At 68.5% G+C, this 18833-nt stretch carries 24 protein-coding genes; 6 read left to right on the top strand and 18 right to left on the bottom strand.

The genetic code is table 11. From position 1 onward, the window contains the following. Positions 1–140: 140 nt before the first annotated feature. The 5 genes from LTV02_RS35130 to LTV02_RS35110 all read left to right on the top strand — a co-directional run bounded on the left by LTV02_RS35130 (position 141) and on the right by LTV02_RS35110 (position 3737). Entirely contained in the window at positions 141–446 is a 306-nt protein-coding gene (locus tag LTV02_RS35130; RefSeq protein WP_067717050.1) for a hypothetical protein, read from the top strand. 86 nt (positions 447–532) lie between these two features. Then, positions 533–991, top strand: coding sequence for a peroxiredoxin (locus tag LTV02_RS35125; RefSeq protein WP_067717053.1), 459 nt, complete (start codon positions 533–535; stop codon positions 989–991). A gap of 218 nt (positions 992–1209) precedes the next feature. Then, on the top strand, positions 1210–2430 hold the full coding sequence (locus LTV02_RS35120; RefSeq protein ID WP_233035867.1) for a glycosyltransferase 87 family protein: 1221 nt from the start codon (positions 1210–1212) through the stop codon (positions 2428–2430). 50 nt (positions 2431–2480) lie between these two features. After that, positions 2481–3077: a permease gene (locus LTV02_RS35115; RefSeq protein ID WP_233041849.1), complete on the top strand. Its 597-nt coding sequence runs from the start codon at positions 2481–2483 to the stop codon at positions 3075–3077. A 189-nt stretch (positions 3078–3266) separates the two neighbouring features. Then, positions 3267–3737 carry a MarR family winged helix-turn-helix transcriptional regulator gene (locus LTV02_RS35110; protein ID WP_233041847.1) on the top strand — a complete coding sequence of 157 codons (471 nt, stop codon included), beginning with the start codon at positions 3267–3269 and terminating at the stop codon, positions 3735–3737. A 17-nt stretch (positions 3738–3754) separates the two neighbouring features. Here the strand turns inward: LTV02_RS35110 and hisI are convergent, their stop codons facing one another. From hisI to LTV02_RS35070, 8 genes are all read right to left on the bottom strand, one after another. After that, a complete protein-coding gene (gene hisI / locus LTV02_RS35105) occupies positions 3755–4123 on the bottom strand; it encodes a phosphoribosyl-AMP cyclohydrolase (protein WP_233035866.1) in 369 nt (122 codons plus the stop codon). 45 nt (positions 4124–4168) lie between these two features. After that, positions 4169–4693 carry a hypothetical protein gene (locus LTV02_RS35100; RefSeq protein WP_233035865.1) on the bottom strand — a complete coding sequence of 175 codons (525 nt, stop codon included), beginning with the start codon at positions 4691–4693 and terminating at the stop codon, positions 4169–4171. A 15-nt stretch (positions 4694–4708) separates the two neighbouring features. Next, a complete protein-coding gene (locus LTV02_RS35095) occupies positions 4709–6121 on the bottom strand; it encodes an outer membrane protein assembly factor BamB family protein (RefSeq protein ID WP_233035864.1) in 1413 nt (470 codons plus the stop codon). A gap of 82 nt (positions 6122–6203) precedes the next feature. Then, a complete protein-coding gene (hisF, locus tag LTV02_RS35090; RefSeq protein ID WP_067717068.1) occupies positions 6204–6977 on the bottom strand; it encodes an imidazole glycerol phosphate synthase subunit HisF in 774 nt (257 codons plus the stop codon). Next, positions 6974–7786 (bottom strand): inositol monophosphatase family protein, encoded by an 813-nt coding sequence (locus tag LTV02_RS35085; protein WP_067717070.1) that lies wholly within the window; start codon positions 7784–7786, stop codon positions 6974–6976. Before LTV02_RS35085 ends, hisF begins: the two co-directional genes overlap by 4 nt. Before the next feature lie 5 nt (positions 7787–7791). Further along, entirely contained in the window at positions 7792–8523 is a 732-nt protein-coding gene (gene priA, locus LTV02_RS35080; protein WP_067717073.1) for a bifunctional 1-(5-phosphoribosyl)-5-((5-phosphoribosylamino)methylideneamino)imidazole-4-carboxamide isomerase/phosphoribosylanthranilate isomerase PriA, read from the bottom strand. Between the two features lie 50 nt (positions 8524–8573). Next, positions 8574–9098 carry a hypothetical protein gene (locus LTV02_RS35075; protein WP_233035863.1) on the bottom strand — a complete coding sequence of 175 codons (525 nt, stop codon included), beginning with the start codon at positions 9096–9098 and terminating at the stop codon, positions 8574–8576. Between the two features lie 31 nt (positions 9099–9129). Then, positions 9130–10131, bottom strand: a complete 1002-nt coding sequence (locus LTV02_RS35070) for a hypothetical protein (RefSeq protein WP_233035862.1) — start codon at positions 10129–10131, stop codon at positions 9130–9132. Between the two features lie 155 nt (positions 10132–10286). On the opposite strand from LTV02_RS35070, the gene LTV02_RS35065 reads away from it, so the two are divergent. Continuing rightward, positions 10287–10652 carry a hypothetical protein gene (locus LTV02_RS35065; protein WP_233035861.1) on the top strand — a complete coding sequence of 122 codons (366 nt, stop codon included), beginning with the start codon at positions 10287–10289 and terminating at the stop codon, positions 10650–10652. Positions 10653–10656: 4 nt separating this feature from the next. On the opposite strand, the gene LTV02_RS35060 is transcribed toward LTV02_RS35065, so the two are convergent. The 10 genes from LTV02_RS35060 to LTV02_RS35015 form a co-directional block, all read right to left on the bottom strand. Further along, on the bottom strand, positions 10657–11109 hold the full coding sequence (locus LTV02_RS35060; protein WP_233035860.1) for a MarR family winged helix-turn-helix transcriptional regulator: 453 nt from the start codon (positions 11107–11109) through the stop codon (positions 10657–10659). Positions 11110–11163: 54 nt separating this feature from the next. Then, complete coding sequence (locus tag LTV02_RS35055) at positions 11164–11697, bottom strand: hypothetical protein (RefSeq protein ID WP_233035859.1); 534 nt, start codon at positions 11695–11697, stop codon at positions 11164–11166. A 155-nt stretch (positions 11698–11852) separates the two neighbouring features. After that, a complete protein-coding gene (gene hisH / locus LTV02_RS35050; RefSeq protein WP_067717098.1) occupies positions 11853–12488 on the bottom strand; it encodes an imidazole glycerol phosphate synthase subunit HisH in 636 nt (211 codons plus the stop codon). Further along, positions 12485–13099: an imidazoleglycerol-phosphate dehydratase HisB gene (gene hisB, locus LTV02_RS35045; RefSeq protein ID WP_233035858.1), complete on the bottom strand. Its 615-nt coding sequence runs from the start codon at positions 13097–13099 to the stop codon at positions 12485–12487. The genes hisH and hisB overlap by 4 nt, the downstream gene beginning before the upstream one ends. Positions 13100–13113: 14 nt before the next feature. Beyond that, positions 13114–14244, bottom strand: coding sequence for a histidinol-phosphate transaminase (locus tag LTV02_RS35040; protein WP_233035857.1), 1131 nt, complete (start codon positions 14242–14244; stop codon positions 13114–13116). Further along, positions 14241–15578 carry a histidinol dehydrogenase gene (gene hisD / locus LTV02_RS35035; protein ID WP_233035856.1) on the bottom strand — a complete coding sequence of 446 codons (1338 nt, stop codon included), beginning with the start codon at positions 15576–15578 and terminating at the stop codon, positions 14241–14243. Before hisD ends, LTV02_RS35040 begins: the two co-directional genes overlap by 4 nt. A 284-nt stretch (positions 15579–15862) precedes the next feature. Further along, positions 15863–16720: a membrane protein insertase YidC gene (gene yidC, locus LTV02_RS35030; RefSeq protein WP_233035855.1), complete on the bottom strand. Its 858-nt coding sequence runs from the start codon at positions 16718–16720 to the stop codon at positions 15863–15865. A gap of 93 nt (positions 16721–16813) precedes the next feature. Next, positions 16814–17164, bottom strand: coding sequence for a DUF6412 domain-containing protein (locus LTV02_RS35025; protein WP_233035854.1), 351 nt, complete (start codon positions 17162–17164; stop codon positions 16814–16816). A gap of 191 nt (positions 17165–17355) precedes the next feature. Next, entirely contained in the window at positions 17356–17643 is a 288-nt protein-coding gene (locus LTV02_RS35020) for a putative quinol monooxygenase (RefSeq protein ID WP_233035853.1), read from the bottom strand. Between the two features lie 70 nt (positions 17644–17713). After that, positions 17714–18748, bottom strand: a complete 1035-nt coding sequence (locus LTV02_RS35015) for an aldo/keto reductase (protein ID WP_233035852.1) — start codon at positions 18746–18748, stop codon at positions 17714–17716. Between the last annotated feature and the right edge of the window lie 85 nt (positions 18749–18833).

The following is an 18833-nucleotide window of genomic DNA, read 5'->3' as shown; positions in this document are numbered from 1 at the left end:
CCCAGCCGCAGGACCCTCCGCCGCGAATACCTGAAGCGGTCATCACTACACTCGCGGCATCCTGCTCCGGCAGAAGACTCTGCTCAGCAGTACTTGGAGAGGTCGCACGCGGTATCCCATTCGAGAGGAGTTCAACACAGATGTACCCCTCGCAACCGGTCGCACCGGAGGGTCCACGGCACGCAGCTCCGCAGGTCGGTCACGGCATGATGCCGGGCCAGCCGCCGCGGATGATGAGCATGAACGGTGGTGGCAAGTATTCCGCCATCGCCTCTTTCGTCACGTATGTGAAGGCCCTGGAGGCGCTGGATCCGCGCAGCTTCCCGGACGAGTACGCCGAGCACACCGATCGGATCCGGGAGCTGAAGCCGTTCCTGCGGGCGCACGGCATCCTCGATGTCATGGACATCAAGAACCCGGAAGTCGCCGCCCTGATCGGCGTGTGATCCACGGGCTCACGGTGGGTGACCCGGTTTTTCGGGGGTCCCGGGGGTTGCGCTCCCGGGACCCTCATTCAGTTAGTCTGCCTAACATGAAGGCTGGCCAGCTCGCCCCGAACTTCTCTCTCCCCGATCAATCCGGCGCTCCGCGGACCCTGGAATCCCTCCTGGCCGACGGCCCGGTGGTGCTCTTCTTCTACCCCGCCGCCAACACCCCCGTCTGCACCGCCGAAGCCTGCCATTTCCGGGATCTGGCAAGCGAATTCAAGGCCCTGGGCGCGACCTGCGTCGGCATCAGCGCCGATTCGGTGGACGTGCAGTCCGGCTTCGCCGAGAAGCAGTCCCTCGGCTACCCCGTGCTCTCCGATCAGGGCGCGAAGGTGGCGGCCGAATTCGGCGTCAAACGCGGCCTGCTCGGCGCCCTGGTCCCGGTCAAGCGCACCACCTTCGTCATCGATCCCGACCGCACCATCGCCAAGGTCATCTCGAGCGAGCTGCGCGCCAACGTGCACGCCGACGAAGCGCTCGAATTCCTGCGGACCCGGGGCTGACTTCCCGCCCGCCCCGGCCGGGCGGGCCTTCCCGCAGCCGCCGCGGGTCACCGATTTCGAAACCCTGGATCTGTCTTTCAGCGCACCCTGATCCGGTGCGCGCCTGCTCGAGCGACCTGACGTGAATTCGAATTCCGAGGGGGCACAGCTTGACCAGCACGACCACCACCGGTGCGAGAACGGAGGACGCTGGCGCGCCATCGCGGGATGATGGACGGGTGCCTGCGCAAAACTTCGGGCGCACAACGTTTTTCATCCTCGCCTGTACCTCGGTGCTGTCGGGGGTGTTGCTGTTCGCCACGGTCGATCCCCACCTGCGCGAAGTGGGGATGCTGGCGGGCGGGCTGGACACGCACATCTACCGGGACGGGGCGCTGCGGGTGCTGCGCGATATCCCGCTGTACGAGGATCCGACGCTGGCGGGGCTGTCCTACACCTATACGCCGTTCTCCACCTTGAGTTTCCTGCCGATCGCGGCGGTGCCGTGGGGGTGGGTGAACGGGACCTGGGCGGCGCTGAACCTGGTCATGCTGTTCGGATGTGTGCTGCTGTGCTGGAAACTGCTGGGGTACACGCTGACTCGGCGGCTCGCGGCGGTGAGCGCGCTGATCACCCTGACCTGCACCTTCCTGGAACCGGTGCGGTCGACGCTGTACTACGGGCAGATCAATCTGATTCTGATGGCGCTGGTGCTGCTGGGATTCTCACGGCCGGACGGCAGCCGGGCGCGCGGGATCGGGGTGGGGATCGCGGCCGGAATCAAGCTGGTGCCACTGTTTTTCGTGGTGCAGTTCGCGGTCCTGCGGCAGTGGCGGGCGGCCCTCACGGCGGCGGCGACGTTCCTGGCGACCGTGCTGATCGCGTGGATCGTGCTGCCGGCGGATTCGCGGCAGTACTGGACCTCGACGTTCTTCCATTCGGACCGGATCGCGCCCGATACCCAGCCGGCCAATCAGTCACTGCGCGGGGCGGTCGCGCATCTGCTGGATCATCCGGTGCAGATGCGGTACTGGCTGCTGCTGGCGGTGCCGGTCGCGGTGGTGGGGCTGCTGGTGAGCGCGGCGCTGTACCAGCGCGGGGAGCGGCTGCTCGGGGTCACGCTGAGCGGGATGACGGCGTGCGCGGTCTCGCCGTTCGCGTGGAATCACCATTGGGTGTGGTTCGTGCCGTTGTTCGTGTACTGCGTGCACCGGGCGCAGTCCGCACCGCGCTGGTGGGGTGCGGCCGGGGCGCTGTATCTGGCGGCCGGGGCGTGGAGTTACCACTGGACCGAGACCTGGGTGGTGGTGGGCTGGTTCCTGTTCCCGCCGTCGTGGCCGGTCTCGCCGATCCTGCTGAACATGTACGTGATCGTGTATCTGATCATTCTCGGCGCGGCGCTGCGGTTCGTCGGCGTCCGGCGCGGCTGGGCGCTGGTCCGCGGCGGCGCTGGGGCGTAGCCGGAGTGGCGTTCCGGCCCTGTCCGGCGCCTCCGGCATACGCTGCTGACATGACTACGCCCAGTACGGAACAGCCGGAACGGAAGAGTTCGTCCTTCGTCACGTGGCGCAATCGCATCATTGCCCTGCTGTTGCTGGCGCTCGTGCTGTGGATCGCCTATCTGATTCTGGCGGCGTTCATTCCGCGTTGGTGGGCGCAGCGCATCGCGGAAATGGTGTCGGGCAGTTTCTCCAAGGGCATCTGGTACGGCTTGATCATCGGATTGCTGTGCACGCTGATCCCGCTTTTGCTGTTCCTGTTCGCGGGCACCACTTGGAAAAAACGGGGTGGTCCGTTTATTGCGGGCGCTTCCGCCGTGCTGGCCGTCGTGCTCGCCGTCCCGAATTTGATGACGCTGACCATCGTGCTCGGCAACTCCAATGCCGCACACGCCGGACAACGCATTCTCGATGTCGACGCGCCGGCCTTTCGCGGAGCGGCGATGACCGGCGCCATCGCCGCCGCCGTATTGTTCCTGCTGGTGGCATTTCTGGTGGTGCGCAGGCGATTCCGCCGGCATCGTGCCGAGAAACAACGGGCGGAACAAGAAAAGCAGCGCGTGTCGCCGGAAATCCCAGCTAATCCCCCGGACCTCGGCGCGAACTGAGCCGCGTGGCGACACGCGTGATCGATGTCACGTCATTGAGCAACCCCGTGACGGTTGAGCGAAATCGTGGCAAACTTCAACGTGCGGGTGACTCGCCGTTCCTCTTCCGCCAGCCGACAGAGCCACCGGCACAACAAGTCACTTGGCTGCTACGAGAGGGCGCGCACGGTGACCAAGTGGTTGAATCCGATGGAACAGCGAGCTTGGCGTACCCTCGTGGCCCTCACCACTCGCCTGCCCGCCGCACTGGACACTCAGCTGCAACGCGAGTCCGGGATTACCCATTTCGAATACTTCGTGATGACCCTGCTCTCCGAAGAACCAGGGCACCGATTGCAACTGAGTGAGCTTGCCCAGAAGGCAAACGCATCGCTATCGCGCCTCTCGCACGTGATCTCCAAACTCGAACGCCTCGGCTGGGCGCAACGCGTTTCGATCGCCGGCCGGCGCGGCGCCCAGGCGGTCCTGACCGAGGCCGGTTTCCGCAAGGTCACCGAAGCCGCCCCCGGCTATCTGGAAACCGTGCGCGGCCTCGTCTTCGACGGCCTCGACAAGGAACAGACCAAACAGCTGCTCGAACTCGGCGAGACCCTGGTCGCCCAGCTCGACAAGGGCATGGCCCGCGGCCTGGGCCGCTCCGGACGACCCCCCGTCCACTGAGAACGCCCGCGCCCCAGCTACTCCGCGCCCCCCAGCAGCACATCCCCCTGCGCCAGCAGCACATCGGTATCGAAGCAGGTATGCGTCCCCGTGTGGCAGGCCGCCCCCTCCTGATCCACGATCAGCAGCACGGTGTCCCCATCACAATCCAACCGCACCTCGTGCACATACTGCGTATGCCCCGAGGTCTCCCCCTTCACCCAGTACTGCTCCCGAGACCGCGAGTAGTACGTCCCCTTCCGCGTCGCGATCGTCCGAGCGAGGGCCTCGTCATCCATCCAAGCCATCATCAGCACATCCCCGGTGCTCTTCTCCTGCGCGATGGCAGCGAACAGCCCCTCGGCATTGCGCTTGAGACGGGCGGCGATAGCGGGGTCGAGGCTCATGCCTCGGTTATAGCAAGGTCGTTCCGGACGGCAACGATCGGGCGGTCAGTGCGGGTTGAAGCCGATGAGCTCGACGCGGTCCCGCCATGAACAGAACACCAGGGTCGCGCCCGGCACCACCCGCGGGCCGGATACCTTGCAGAACGGCGCATCCTCGCCCGCCTGCCCCACGGCCGCGCCCGAGAGCACCTGGGATTCCGCGGCCGAGCCGTCGGCACGATTCCAGGCCCGCACCTCGGGGTGGAATTCCGGACCGGACAGGCCGAAGTAGTTGGCTTCGACGATTTGATCGGTGAGGAAGAGGTCCGGCGGCCGGATACCGGCCGAGCCTCGCTCCTCGATACCGGCGAGACGGTATGCCGAGCGCGGATCGTGCACCCTGCGGACCTCGAGCACATCGCCGTCGTACGGGGTATTTCGCGGAATCAGCAGCAGATCCGTCCCGGTGGGGTCGACCGCCAGAATATCGCCGGTGCCACCGGGCACCACCGTCGCGTCGGCCAACCGCCGCGGGTTGGCGACGACCAGCTTCGCGAAAGCATCGGCCGCCGTATCGAATCTGATGACCAAAGCATCGCCATACTGCTACACTTGCGGGGCGAAACCACCGTCGTGTTCGCGCAATTCCCAGGTGCGCTCGCCGATCACCGCACCGGTGACCGGATCCAGCGCGGTGACCACGCCTCGATTCGCACCGCAGTGCGCGATCCGGGAGATCGCGACGCCGGTGACCGCCACGTACCAATGATTCGCCCGGCACAGTTCCACAACCCACATCCGGTTCCCGGTGCGCGCGTCGAAACGGGCCAGCCGACTGCCGTCGGTGGCGGCCAATGTCCCCGGTCCATCACCTACCGCAAGCACCGGCCGCCACGCAGTCTGTTCGGATTCGAATCGCGAACTGTCGACCAGCAGTTGTCCGGTCGCATCGGCGAATTCGGAGCGGGTCCACAGCAACTCACCGGTAATGGCATCGAAGGCGGTCAGTCCCGCGTTGTACCACTGGGCGAGCACCACCGTGCCGCCGTCTGCCGAAAGCAACGAGCCGCTCACATAGCTCACCCCGTTGCGATCGCCGTCGACGACATCCGATCGCCGGTAGTGCCAGCGGGGAGCGCCTGTCGCACCGTCATAGGCGGTCAGACCTGCGGTGTCGGCCAGCACGAAACCGGTTCCGGCGGTGGCGATATCACCGGCTTGACGACTGATGGCCATGAGCGGCACCGGGACTCGATACCGTTCGGTGCCGAGGCGGGTGGGCGCCGCGGGAACCGGCACGGCCGCAACGGTGGTGTGATCGACGCGCCGATCGTCGTCACCGGCGTACACGGCCGTGCCGGCTACACCCGCCGAAATCAACAGGCCCGCAGCGGCACCGATGACCAGCGTCCGCTTCCCCGCCGCTCGCACAGCCGCCGGGCGGCACAGCCCGATGGCAAGGATTGCGCCGAGCAAGATCAGTAGAATCGCGCCGGCCGCAGTCGGCAGACGATCGAACAGCGGATAGTAGAACCCGATATCGTCGACGACGCCGATCAGGTGCTGGGAGAGGGCGTAGCCGCCCAGTGCCAGCGCCGCCGCTCCGATGCCGAACACCCATGTACTCACTCGGTCGGACGGCTCGGCGGCCGAAGCGCGACGCACCAGATCCGCCACGACAGCCAGCATGATCACGCCGATCACCAGGGCGAAGGCCCCCCAGCTCTCGGACAGACCGGCAGTCGGAATCCGGAACTTACCCAGCCAATCCCGGCCTACTGCAGCCCAGTCCGACAGGTCACGGCCTTCGGACCAGAACCGACTGTACGCGGCCAGCAGCGTGCCGCCAAGCACGAGTCCCGCGCCGACCGCACCGACCGCGACACCGGCATGCAGCTTCCGCCGCGAAGGTGCGTCGTCGGACTTGCCTCCGCGCGGGTTCGAGACGCCGCCCGTTTCCGGTGCATCGGCGGAATCCGCGGACTGCGCGGCGACGGCGGCCGGATCCGGTTGGGTCACCGCGGGATTCGACTCGGACGGGTCGGGCTCGGGTTGGGGTGGAGCCGGATCGGTGGTCAAGCGACGCCTTTCCGGAGCTGGGTCAGCGGACGGTGAGGCCTTCGGTGCGCATGGCGGTTTTGACTTCGCCGATGGTGAGGTCGCCGAAGTGGAAGACGCTGGCGGCGAGGACGGCGTCGGCGCCGGCTTGGACGGCGGGGGCGAAGTCGGCTACCTTGCCGGCGCCGCCGGAGGCGATGACGGGGACGGAGACGGCGGCGCGGACGGCGCGGATCATGGGGAGGTCGAAGCCGGCTTTGGTGCCGTCGGCGTCCATGGAGTTGAGCAGGATTTCGCCGACGCCGAGTTCGGCGCCGCGGATGGCCCATTCGACGGCGTCGATGCCGGTGCCGCGTTTGCCGCCGTGGGTGGTGACTTCCCAGCCGGAGGGGGTGGGTTGACCGCCTTCGGGGACGGTGCGGGCATCCACCGAGAGCACGATGCACTGGGAGCCGAAGCGTTCCGACATTTCGCGCAGGACTTCGGGGCGGGCGATGGCGGCGGTGTTGACCGAGACCTTGTCGGCGCCGGCGCGCAGGAGGCGGTCGACGTCTTCGACGGTGCGGACGCCGCCGCCGACGGTGAGCGGGATGAAGATCTGTTCGGCGGTGCGGGTGACGACGTCGATCATGGTGCCGCGGTCGCCGGTGGAGGCGGTGACGTCCAGGAAGGTGAGTTCGTCGGCGCCCTGGGCGTCGTAGGTGGCGGCGAGTTCGACGGGATCGCCCGCGTCGCGCAGGTTCTCGAAGTTGACGCCCTTGACGACGCGGCCGGCGTCGACATCCAGGCAGGGGATGACACGGACTGCCAAGCTCATTGCGATACCTCTCCTCGGACGCGATCGGCCGTGACGGTGATCATGTCCAGTAGTTCTTCGTGCACGCCGGGGGCGGCCGCGAGCACCGAACCGGATTCGATGGTCCAGTCCCGGCCCAGCAGGTCGGTGACGACGCCGCCGGCGGCGCGCACCAGGGCGACGCCCGCGGCATTGTCCCAGGGGTGGTGGCCGAACACGACCGCGCCGCCGAGCACGCCGGATGCGGTGTAGGCCAGGTCGATTCCGGTGGAGCCGTGCATGCGCAGGCGGCCGGACAGGCGGCTGAGCGCGCCCAGCAGGTTGAACCGGAAGATGCCAGGGATGCGGCCCGCGCCGTCGATATTGAAGGTGCCGAAGCCGATCATGGAGTCCGAGAGTTTCGCGGCTTCCAAGGGCGGCAACGGTTTTCCGTTCAGGAACACCGGCCCGCCGACGGCCGCGGCATAGCGCTGACCCTGCATGGGCAGCCAGGTCAGGCCGAGCACCGGCACGCCGTCGCGGACCAGCGCCAGCAGCATGCCGCAGAGCGGGTGTCCCTGTGAGTAATTGAAGGTCCCGTCGATGGGATCGAGCACCCACGCCGTCCCGGAGGTCAGCTGTGGTCCGCCGAATTCCTCACCGTGCACCGGGATTCCGGTGCGCTCGGCCAATTGCGCCGAGATCTGCTTCTCGAGCTCCAGGTCGAGGGCGGTCGCGAAATCGTTGCGCCCCTTCTGGACTGCGCTGGGAGCGCCGATCCCCTCCACGAAACGCGGTGCGGCAGTGTCGAGCACATCGCTGGCGATGGTGAGCAGCTCGGCGAGTTCCATCGGCGCTAGCGAACCGCGGCCAGGGCTTCGGGCAGGGTGAACCGGCCCGCGTACAGGGCTTTACCGATGATCGCGCCTTCGACGCCTTCCTCCACCAGGGTGGCGATGGCCTTCAGATCGTCGAGCACCGAGATGCCGCCCGAGGCGATGACCGGCGCTTCGGCGGCATTGGCGACCTGGCTCAGCAGTTCCAGGTTGGGCCCGGTCAGGGTGCCGTCCTTGGAGACGTCGGTGACCACGTACCGCGAGCACCCGTCGCGCTCCAGGCGTTCGAGCACCTCCCACAGGTCGCCGCCGTCGGTGACCCAGCCGCGCCCGCGCAGCCGCCATTCGCCGTCGATGAGCTTCACGTCCAGCCCGACCGCGATCTTGTCGCCGTATTCGCCGATGGCCCGCGCGCACCAGTCCGGGTTCTCGATGGCCGCGGTGCCGATGTTCACCCGCGCGCACCCGGTCGCGAGGGCCGCCTTCAAGGACTCGTCGTCGCGAATCCCGCCGGACAGCTCGACCTTCACATCCAGCTCACCGATCACCCCGGCGATCAGGTCCCGGTTGCTGCCCTTGCCGAACGCCGCGTCCAGATCCACCAGATGCACCCACTCGGCTCCCGCGTGCTGCCAGGCCAGGGCGGCGTCGCGCGGCGAACCGTAGGAGGTTTCGCTGCCGGCCTCTCCCTGAACGAGGCGCACGGCCTCACCATTGGCGACATCGACGGCAGGTAGCAGCACAAGACTCACGCAAGCATCTTATTGGTTACCCCTCGATCCCCCGTTTCCGGGCCGACCGGTCAATTCGGCCGGTTCCAATCCTGCGTGCAGAAGGTCCCCGAGGCCCGCGACCCGCGATCCTGCGGCGGCACCTGCCCGCACGCCTGGAACCACCGTGACCGGCCGTGGTCGTCGTACACCCGCAGCGCGGGCGTGGCGCGGCCGGCGGTGACGGGCTGTTCGCACATCCGCCACAGCGCCGGGTTGGTGTCCTGCTCGCGCGTGTAGGTCCAGTCCAGCCACAGATGGTCCTGCGGCGAAGCCGACGCGACCAGCTCCGCCCAGACGATCCACCCGTATTCCGGATGCCGCTGGGCGCGCAATTCGATCTGCCGGTTCCGGATGGGCGTGTCGAAGGCGGTCGACGGGTCGCCGACGGTCACGGACGGGACGGCCGGATCGGGTTGCAGCCGTTCCCCGCACATTCCGAAAGCCAGCAGCGGTGAGGTCGTGTTGGGCGTGAACGAACTCGCCGGATCGGTCCAGTCGTCCCAGCCGATGCCCACGCCGATACCCGCCGCCGCCCCCGCCAAGGTCGCCAGCACACACGCGAATATGGTTCGGCGCGAGGGCCGTTCAATAGTCATCGGGTCGATTCCATCCCGTGCAGGCGGTCAGGCCGCGTCCCGGCCATTGAAATTCCGTCGCGACCGTGCCGCAGGCCCGGAACCACCGCGGCTCACCGCGCGGACCGCGCGCCAGGATCCCGGTCGTCTGCTGCACCAGATTGACGGCCCGCCCGTCGCACCGATGCACCTGATCGTCCTCCGGCTTCTGCACATCACTCCACTCCAGCCGGATCTGGTCGCGCTCCGAACTCGGCTTCGCCAGATAGGCGTACACGATCCACCCACCCGATTCGTGCGTCTGTATCCGTATCTCGGTGTGCTGCTTGGGATACGGATCTCCCGGTGGACCGTAGGCGATGCCGAACTGCACGAAGCCGTGGCCCGCATCGACATTCGCGGATTCGGCGCAAGAGAGCTTCGGGATCGGGTCCGGGGTGACGGCCAGGCGGGTGATGGCGAAGGCGGCCGCGAAGCCGATCACCGCCGAGACCGCCACCGCCGCGAGCCGCCGACCGCGACCCGCGCGGGCACTCGCCGCCGACGTCCGCCGCACGAGATCGACCCGAGACCCGCCGGCGGCGTAACCACCATCGGGCGTGTCGACCGGCACCGCATCCCGCGAATCCTTGGAGCGCATACCGGCATTCGGCCGCCGGTTCGAGAGCGCGCGGACCGCGGCGTCTTCCTGCCGTTGCTCGGCGAGCCGCTGCCAGGCGTCGAAGATCGGATCGGCCACATCCAGGTCGGGGTAGCGCCGCGCCAGCACGCGCCCGAGCAGGTCCGCGAGCCGCCGCGCGTCGCGTGCGTCACGGGGCAGCGTCTTTCCGGTGAACCAGTCGTAGACGCTGCGGGTGCCGCCCAGTTGGGTCTTGATCGCCCCGACCGAGATCCGCCCCGCCCGCGCGCTCGCGGTGAGCAGGGCGCCGAAATCCTCCCGGCTGCGCACCGCGGCCGCCGTCGCGTACAGCTCCCCCGCGTCGAATTCGTCTTGCTCCGACGCCTCCACCACGTCCGGAATTCTAACCCGGGATGATCGAAAACTACCTGGCCACAATGACTTCCGCAGTCCGTTTTCGATCTCCGCACTTCCGTCCGCACGGCCGCCGCCGGGAATCTGCTGTCCGAGCCCGGAGACACCGGGCGACATACCGGCAAGGAGCGGACATGACGACGATGCGAACCCTTCTCACCACCGTGGCGGCCCTGGGCGCGACGCTGGCGCTCGCCACCGGAACCGCCGCGGCGAAGGTGCATTACGAATGGAACGGCGCGCAGGCGGAGGCCGACGGCAGCTGGGTGTGGGTGTGGGCGCCGGCGGGCAGCGACGCCACCCTCAAGTACACCTTCGAGGGCCAGGATTGGAAGGGCTACCAGTACCTGTTCGCGCACGAGTCCGGCGATTCGGCGCTCGCGCATTCCGGCCGGACGCCGAACGGCCGCCGCGTCACCGGTTTCATGATCTGCCCGTCGCAGAGCCGTTCGGACAATTGCTCGCCGTGGCAGGACTTCAACCAGTCGCACGCCAACTGACGATTCAATCGCGCGCGTGACTCTCCAGCACCCGGGTCAGGGTGAGGACGAGGTTGGCGCGTTCGGCGGCGGTGAAGCCCGGAAGCAGTTCGGCCTGAGCGGCTTCCAGGCGATCGTCGAGGTCGCGGAGGTGGGCGCGGCCCGCCGCGGTGAGGGTGAGGATGTTCTGCCGCCGGTCGGAGGGGTTCGGCGCGCGGAGCAGGAAGCCGCGGTCGGCGAGATCGTTGACCGCGGCGACCACATCGCTGCGGTCGATGCCGGTCCGGCGGCCCACCTCGGCCTGGCTGAGCGGGCCGTTCTCGTCGAGGGTGGCGAGCAGGGCGTAGTGGTATCGGCGGGATCCGGTGTCGGCCAAGGCTTTTTCGGTGGCGCGATTGGCGAGAATGGCGACCTGGCCGATCAAGCGGGTGGGCAGGGCGCGCAATCTGCCGGACGCTCCCTCGGGCGCGATGTCCATCGCTGGAATCTACCAAAGTTCGTTGGTGGCACCCACGACCCGCTTTCGCCCGCGCTAGACCCGCGCCATCGCACCTGCCGGCACGCTCGCCTTGGCCAGCACCCGGGCCCGGTAGCAGACCAGTGCGGCGGCCACGGCGAATACCGCGGTCAAGAGCGCGGCCCCGATCCGGAAGCCCTGCGCGATCAGGAATTCGGATGCCGCACGGTCGATTTCGGCTCGGGTGTGCTGGTCTCGGTCGTCGAACAGGATGTTCGCGCGTGGCCACTGGTACAGGATCGACAGCAGGAATTGGCCGCTGATCAGTGAGAGCAGCGATGCCGCCAGCCAGCCGCGGCCGATGCGGTACCACAACGCCACGATGACGGCCGCGAGGGCGCACAGGGTCAGCGCACCGCCCATCGGCCGCATCACGTCGCCGACCGCGACCACGCTCATGAAGTCCTGGGTCTGCGCCAGGGAGTCGGGAATGTCCTTGAAAATATTGGGGTACAGCAACATCGTCTCCGCCGCGGTGGTGGCGAAGGCGAAGCTCGCCACCACCGAGTAGAAGCCGATGACGCCCAGCGGAACCGCTGTGGATCTCATGACGACCTCCTCGTCACTCGAAACTAGGCTGCTGGCCCGCCGGGCGGATCCGGTGTTCGCCCGCATTTCCACTCGGGGTCAACCCTGATATCGGGCGGACCGGCGGCCGCGGCCGGATATGCGAAACCCCCGCCGGTGGCGGGGGTTTCGTGGGTTCAGAGGGAGTCGACCCAGTTGCGCAGGAGCTGGGCGCCGGCGTCGCCGGATTTCTCCGGGTGGAATTGGGTGGCGCTCAGCGGGCCGTTCTCGACGGCCGCCAGGAACGGGACGCCGTGTTCGGCCCAGGTGAGCTTGGCGGGGGCGATCTGGCTGTCGTTGTCGTTCCAGGCCCAGTGCTGGGCGGCGTAGGAGTGGACGAAGTAGAAGCGGGTGTCGGCGTCCATGCCGGCGAAGAGGACCGAGTCCTCGGGGGCTTTCACGGTGTTCCAGCCCATGTGCGGGAGGACGGGGGCGTCCAGGCGTTCCACCGTGCCGGGCCATTCGGCGCAGCCTTCGGTTTCGACGCCGAATTCGACGCCGCGTTCGAAGAGGATCTGCATGCCGACGCAGATGCCGAGAACCGGGCGGCTGCCCGCGAGGCGCTTGCCGATGATCCGGTCACCGCGGACGGACTTGAGGCCCTCCATGCAGGCGGCGTAGGCGCCGACGCCGGGGACGACGAGACCGTCTGCGGCCAAGGCGATTTCGGGATCGGCTGTAATGGTGACCTCGGCGCCGGTGCGGGCCAGCGCGCGGCTCGCGGAGTGCAGGTTGCCGGAGCCGTAGTCCAGGAGGGCGAGTTTCTTGGTCACAGGGTTCCCTTGGTCGACGGGACACCGGTCACGCGCGGATCGTATTCGACGGCGGCGCGCAAAGCCCTTGCCACCGCCTTGAATTCGGCCTCGGTGATGTGGTGCTGATCGCGGCCGTAGAGGACCCGCACGTGCAGGGCGATGCGGGCGTTGAGCGCGATGGACTCGAACACGTGCCGGTTGAGCACGGTCGAGTAGGACGCGCCGGGACCCGCCGACGGAATGATGGTGTGCAGCATGTGTTCCGGCTCGCCGGTGTGCACGCAGTACGGCCGCCCGGAGACGTCCACGATGGCCTGAGCCAGGGTCTCGTCCATCGGAATGAAGGAGTCGCCGAAGCGGCGGATCCCCTTCTTGTCGCCGAGCGCCTGCGCGAGCGCCTGGCCCAGGACGATGGCGGTGTCCTCGACGGTGTGGTGTGCCTCGATCTCGATATCGCCCTTGGCGTGCACGGTCAGGTCGAAGCTGCCGTGCTGGCCGAGCGCGGTCAGCATGTGGTCGAAGAACGGCACGCCGGTGGCGATATCGGTCTTGCCGGAGCCGTCGAGGTTGATCTCGACGACGATGCTGGATTCCTTGGTGGTGCGTTCCACCCGGGCGATACGGTCCATGGTCGCTTCCGTGGTCACAGCTGAATCAGCTCGTCGGACGCCAGTTTCTCGCTGACGCGGAGGAATTCGTCGTTCTCGGCCGCCAGGCCGATGGTGGCGCGCAGATAGTGCGGGATGCCGACGTCGCGAATGAGCACGCCGTCGTCGAGGTAGCGCTGCCAGGCCCGGCCCGCGTCGGTGAAGCGGCCGAACAGCAGGAAGTTGGCGTCGGACTGCACGACCTCGAAACCCATGCCGCGCAGGGCGATCGCGACACGATCGCGCTGGGCGGCGAGCTCGGCGACGCTGGCGAGGGTCTCGTCGGCGTGCCGGAGCGCGGCACGGGCGGCGGCCTGGGTGACGACCGACAGGTGGTACGGCAGGCGCACCAGCAGCATGGCGTCGATGACGGCCGGAGCCGCCACCAGGTAACCGAGCCGCCCGCCGGCGAAGGCGAACGCCTTCGACATGGTGCGGCTGACAACGAGTTTCGCCGGGAACCGATCGATCAGCCCGATGGCGCTCGGCGCGCTGGAGAACTCCCCGTACGCCTCGTCCACCACCACGATGCCCGGTGCGGCCGCGAGAATCCGCTCCAGGTCCGCGCCCGGAATGCTGTGCCCCGTCGGATTGTTGGGGCTGGTCACGAACACCACGTCGGGCCGGCGTTCGGCGATCACCGCGAGGGCGTAGTCGATATCGAGGGAGAAGTCGCCGTTGCGCTTGGCTTCCACCCATTCGGTGTCGATGCCCTCGGAGATGATCGGGTGCATCGAATACGACGGCACGAAACCCAGTGCGCTGCGCCCGGGTCCGCCGAAGGCCTGCAACAGCTGCTGCAGGATCTCGTTGGAGCCGTTGGCCGCCCACACGTTCGCGGTGTCGACGGCGATGCCGGTCTGCCCGGTCAGGTAGGCGGCGAGATCACCGCGCAGCCCGACCGCGTCGCGATCCGGGTACCGGTGCAGATCGGCCGCCGCGGCGCGCACCGATTCGGCGACATCGTCGACCAGCGCTCTGCTCGGCGGGTGCGGGTTCTCGTTGGTGTTGAGCTGCACCGGCACCGTCAATTGCGGTGCGCCGTAAGGGCTCTTGCCGCGCAGGTTGTCCCGCAGCGGCAGATCGTCGAGGGTGATGTTCGAACCGGGGACGGTCACAGCGCTCACGACAGTTCTCCGAACCGGATCGACACGGCCTGACCGTGCGCGGGCAGGTCTTCGGCATTGGCCAGCGCCACCACGTGTCCCGCGACGTCCTTCAGGGCGTCCTCGGAGTATTCGACGACGTGGATGCCGCGCAGGAAGGTCTGCACGCTCAAACCCGAAGAGTGCCGGGCGCATCCGGCCGTCGGCAGCACGTGGTTGGATCCCGCGCAGTAGTCGCCGAGCGAGACCGGCGACCACGCGCCGACGAAAACCGCTCCGGCACTGCGCACCTGGGCGGCGACCCCGGCGGCGTCGGCGGTCTGGATCTCCAGGTGCTCGGCCGCGTAGGCGTTCACCACGCGCAGCCCCTGGGCGATGTCGTCGACCAGCACGGTCCCGGACTGCTTGCCCGACAGCGCTTCCGCGACGCGATCGTGGTGCTTGACCACCGCCATCTGCGCGGTCAGCGCGGCGTCCACGGCATCGGCGAGTTCGACGCTGTCGGTGACCAGCACGCTGGCGGCCAGCACATCGTGCTCGGCCTGCGAGATCAGGTCGGCGGCCACGTGCGCCGCATCGGCGGTGGCATCGGCCAGGATGGCGATCTCGGTCGGCCCGGCCTCGGCGTCGATGCCGACCAGGCCCCGGCACAGCCGCTTGGCCGCGGTCACATAGATATTGCCCGGCCCGGTGATCATGTCCACCGGTTCCAGCTGCGCCCCGTCGGTATCGATGCCGCCGTAGGACAGCAACGCCACGGCCTGCGCCCCGCCGACCGCCCACACCTCGGTGACGCCCAGCAACTGCGCGGCCGCCAGGATCGTCGGGTGCGGCAGCCCGCCGAACTGCGCCTGCGGCGGCGAGGCCACCACCAGCGAGTCCACGCCCGCGGCCTGCGCCGGAACCACATTCATCACGACCGAGGACGGGTACACGGCATTGCCGCCCGGCACGTACAGCCCGACCCGCTCGACCGGCACCCACCGCTCGGTGACGGTGCCGCCCGGCACCACCTGCGTGGTCTTGTCGGTCCGCCGCTGATCGTTGTGCACCTTGCGGGTCCGCTCGATGGCGACCTCCAGTGCGGTCCGCACCGCCGGATCCAGCTCGGCGAGCGCCTTTTCCAGCTCGGCCGCGGGCACCCGCACCGACGCGGGCCGCACCCCGTCGAACTTCTCGCTGTACTCCTGCGCCGCCTCGACCCCTCGATCGCGAATCGCTTCCACGACCGGCCGCACATGATGCAGCACCGAGTCCACGTCGACGCCCCCACGCGGCAGTGCCGCGCGCAGTTCGGCAGCAGTGGGAGTACGACCGCGCAGATCCACGCGGGCGAGCTCGATGCGGCTTGTCATAGCGCTCAAGAGTCCTTGTCTGTGCTGATTCACGGAGGCCGCGCAGGCATCGAATACCGCTCACGACCAGCTACCAGACTATCCGGTCACCGCCAGCGCTTATCCGCTGGACCGGCCCGGGCCGGCCGCGTCGCACCCGCTGCGACCCAGCTCACACCCCGGGCCGTCGCCTGGTCGTGCCCCCGGGCCCGCGAAATGCGGTCCGAGCCCGGGCCGGACCCGGGGATCCGGTCGCTGGACACGCTCGGGCCGCTCGCGGGCGTGGGATTGCCGGGCGCCGCGGGTCAGGCGGGGCGCTTCGCGGGGCGCTTTCGTGCCGCCGGGCGCTGACCAGGGCGAGGCGGGAGGGATTTCACGGGTTGCGCCGGGACCGGGGCAGGCTCGGTGGCGGTGTGGGTTTCGTTGCGGTGCACGACGTATTGCTGGGCGAAGGTCCAGGCGTTCTGGGCGAGGAAGTAGAGCAGGATCGCGATCGGGAAGATCAGGCCGGACAGCAGCGCGCCCAGCGGGAAGACCCACAGCGACAGGATGTTCATGATCGCGGTCTGCTGGGTCGGCTCGATGCCGGATTCCCGTTGCCGGGCGATGGCCGACCGGGCCGTCATATGGGTGGCGAGGGCGGCCAGCAGCATGAGCGGGATGGCCACCGCGGCCACCGCGACGGTGGACGCCGCGCCATTGGTGAGCGTGGCCGTGAGCGGGACGCCGAACAGGTCCGCGTCCAGGAACGAGCGCACCTGCCCGGGGCCGAAGACGTAGTTGGCGACGTCGGGGTTCTGGAACGAGCGCAGCACGTGGAACAGGCCGAGGAACACCAGGATCTGAGCGACCATGGGCAGGAAGCCGCCCAGCATGCTGACGCCGTGCTCACGCTGCAACTTCTGCATTTCCAGGCTCTGCCGCTGCAGGTCACCGGCATGTTTGCGTTTGATCTCGGCCAGCTGCGGTTGCATGCGGGTCAGGCCGCGCTGCCAGCGCAGCTGAGCGAGGAAGGGGCGCAACAACAGTGCGCGCAGGGTGATGACGAGGAAGACGATGGCCAGCGCCCAGGCCACGCCGCTGAACGCGCCGAGCACCGACGCGAAGACCGTGTGCCAGAGCCAGAGCACGGCGGATACGGGGTAATAGATGAAATCGAGCACGAGGGGACCTCACTGCGAGTGCCCGCGCGCGGACGCGGGGGCGAAAAGGGTTCGGGGCAGTGGAAAGCCCGGCCCGGCCGTGACAGGCCCGGGTCAGGCGGTGAGGGTCCCCGGCGCTCGTGGGCGTGGCCGCCCCGCGGTGTCGGGATTGCTCTGCCGCAGGTAGGCGCCGCGGCGACGCTGACCGGCCGATTCCGGCGGTCCGGCGTTCGCGGTGAGGTGGATCGGCAGCCGCTGCGCCGAGAGCATGGCGGCGGTGACGGCGACCAGGGCCGCGGCACCGAGCACGATCAGCGAATTGGGTTCGGCCGCAGCGAGATACAGCACGGCCCACGCGGCGATGACGAGTGCGCCCAGCAGCAGCACTGTCGATCGAATCCGCGTCATCACACTGGTGAGCGTACCGACGATCACCGCGGTCGGCACCTGCTGTTGCCCGGGCATTCGTCACACCCTCGGCTCGGCACCGATGGTGTGGGCCGATACGAGGACGGGCGCACCGTGCACGAGGGCACGCCGCGCGGCCGGCTTCGGAACATGGCCGACATTCGGCTTCGGCCGGAATCCACCCGCCGGTGCGACTTCCACGGCGTGCTGGATCCCGGCCAGGAGCTCGGGAAAGCTGCGCTGGTCCGCTACTCCGCAACGAGGCGGCGGATGGTGAGCGGCTCGGCGAGGATGCCTTCCAGGACCTCGGCCACGTGCTTGAAATGCGGGGTGGCGAAGTGCTCTTCGAGGGCGGCGGCGCCGGTCCATTCCTCCACCACGACCATCTGGGCGGCGTCGTTGGGGTTGACGTAGGGCTGGTAGGAGATGCAGCCGGGTTCGGCCAGCGACGGCTCGATCATGGATTCGAGAGCGGTGCGCAGGCGGTCTTCCTGGCCGGACTCGGCGCGCAGTTCGGCGACGACGTGCAGGGACATGGGTGCTCCTCGGTTGGGTGACGGTCTGTTCAAGGGAAAGCCGAATCGATTCCAGCAGAAGCGGTTCGGGTCAGGGCCGGGCGGGGCCGTAACCCGCACCGGTGGCGAGGATGGCGGTCGCGATCTCCTCGAGGTCGGCGGCCGTGAGCTCCAGCGCGAGCGCCCCGATCCAGCCGTCGATCTGCGCCGGCGTGCGTGCGCCGACGATCGCCCCGGTCAGTCCGGGCCAGGCATTGACCCAGGCGAGCGCCACTTCGGCCACGGACGCACCGTGCCGGGCCGCGATCGGCCGCAAGGCGTCCACCAGGGCGAGGTTGGCGGGCAGGTTGGTGGTGAAATCCGGGTTGGCGGAACGCCAGTCGTCGGCCGCGAGCACCCGATCGGCGGTGAACGCGCCGGTGAGCAGCCCGGACTGCATGGGCGAGTAGGCGATCACGCCGGTGGAATGCGCGTGCGCCCAGGCGATCTCATCGGCATTGGAGCGGTTGATGGCCGAGAACGGCGGCTGGATGGCATCGACGTGCGCGACGGCTTCGGCCCGATCCAGTTCGGCCACACTGTGATTGGACAGCCCGATCGCCCGGACCTTGCCTTCCTTCTTGAGGTCGGCCATGACCTGCCAGTACTCCTCCAGCGGCGTCGGGGTGGCGATGCTCTCGCCCTCCCCGCCGTAGACGAAGACCGCGCCGGTGTCCGGCCAGTGCACCTGGTACAGGTCGATCTGCTCGACGTTCAACCGGCGCAGCGAACCTTCCAGTTCGGCGCGCACGCTCTCCGGCCGCATGACGCGGCGCGGCGGCCCCTGCCGGTCGTCGCCGTCCTCCCAGATCAGGCCGGTCTTGGTGAACAGGTACGGCCGATCGGCTTCCGGAATGCCGGAAAGCGCCCGCCCGACCAGGGTTTCGGCGTGGCCGAGCCCGTAGGCGGGGGCGGTGTCGAGCCAGTTGATCCCGGATTCGACCGCGTGCCGGATGGCGGCGATGGAATCGGCGTCGTCGGTGGCGCCCCACGAGTACTCCCAGTTCGGTCCCGAGATGACCCAGGTGCCGAAGCCGAGCGGGGTGATGTCCATGCCGGTGTCGCCGAAGGGACGGGTGTTGGTCATTCGATATCTCCTGATGCTGCATCCCGGAGGACTGCTCCGGGGCCGGCTCGTTCCGGCTGTGACCACTACTTTCGCGGTCCGCAAG

Origin of the sequence: Nocardia yamanashiensis (genome assembly GCF_021183565.1) — a bacterium.
Lineage (GTDB): Bacteria > Actinomycetota > Actinomycetes > Mycobacteriales > Mycobacteriaceae > Nocardia > Nocardia yamanashiensis.
Note: the sequence above shows the minus strand (reverse complement) of the source record. Positions and strands in the feature narration are given on the sequence as shown.

What these genes read in the sequence shown, in the direction of transcription:
- hisF (WP_067717068.1), bottom strand. Translation starts at nt 6,977, where the DNA reads ATGAGCTTGGCAGTCCGTGTCATCCCCTGCCTGGATGTCGACGCCGGC.
- LTV02_RS35060 (WP_233035860.1), bottom strand. Translation starts at nt 11,109, where the DNA reads ATGGACATCGCGCCCGAGGGAGCGTCCGGCAGATTGCGCGCCCTGCCC.
- LTV02_RS35055 (WP_233035859.1), bottom strand. Translation starts at nt 11,697, where the DNA reads ATGAGATCCACAGCGGTTCCGCTGGGCGTCATCGGCTTCTACTCGGTG.
- LTV02_RS35015 (WP_233035852.1), bottom strand. Translation starts at nt 18,748, where the DNA reads ATGACCAACACCCGTCCCTTCGGCGACACCGGCATGGACATCACCCCG.
- LTV02_RS35125 (WP_067717053.1), top strand. Translation starts at nt 533, where the DNA reads ATGAAGGCTGGCCAGCTCGCCCCGAACTTCTCTCTCCCCGATCAATCC.
- LTV02_RS35115 (WP_233041849.1), top strand. Translation starts at nt 2,481, where the DNA reads ATGACTACGCCCAGTACGGAACAGCCGGAACGGAAGAGTTCGTCCTTC.
- LTV02_RS35130 (WP_067717050.1), top strand. Translation starts at nt 141, where the DNA reads ATGTACCCCTCGCAACCGGTCGCACCGGAGGGTCCACGGCACGCAGCT.
- hisD (WP_233035856.1), bottom strand. Translation starts at nt 15,578, where the DNA reads ATGACAAGCCGCATCGAGCTCGCCCGCGTGGATCTGCGCGGTCGTACT.
- LTV02_RS35065 (WP_233035861.1), top strand. Translation starts at nt 10,287, where the DNA reads ATGACGACGATGCGAACCCTTCTCACCACCGTGGCGGCCCTGGGCGCG.
- LTV02_RS35085 (WP_067717070.1), bottom strand. Translation starts at nt 7,786, where the DNA reads ATGGAACTCGCCGAGCTGCTCACCATCGCCAGCGATGTGCTCGACACT.
- LTV02_RS35025 (WP_233035854.1), bottom strand. Translation starts at nt 17,164, where the DNA reads ATGCCCGGGCAACAGCAGGTGCCGACCGCGGTGATCGTCGGTACGCTC.
- LTV02_RS35110 (WP_233041847.1), top strand. Translation starts at nt 3,267, where the DNA reads ATGGAACAGCGAGCTTGGCGTACCCTCGTGGCCCTCACCACTCGCCTG.
- hisI (WP_233035866.1), bottom strand. Translation starts at nt 4,123, where the DNA reads ATGAGCCTCGACCCCGCTATCGCCGCCCGTCTCAAGCGCAATGCCGAG.
- hisB (WP_233035858.1), bottom strand. Translation starts at nt 13,099, where the DNA reads ATGGACCGTATCGCCCGGGTGGAACGCACCACCAAGGAATCCAGCATC.
- LTV02_RS35020 (WP_233035853.1), bottom strand. Translation starts at nt 17,643, where the DNA reads ATGTCCCTGCACGTCGTCGCCGAACTGCGCGCCGAGTCCGGCCAGGAA.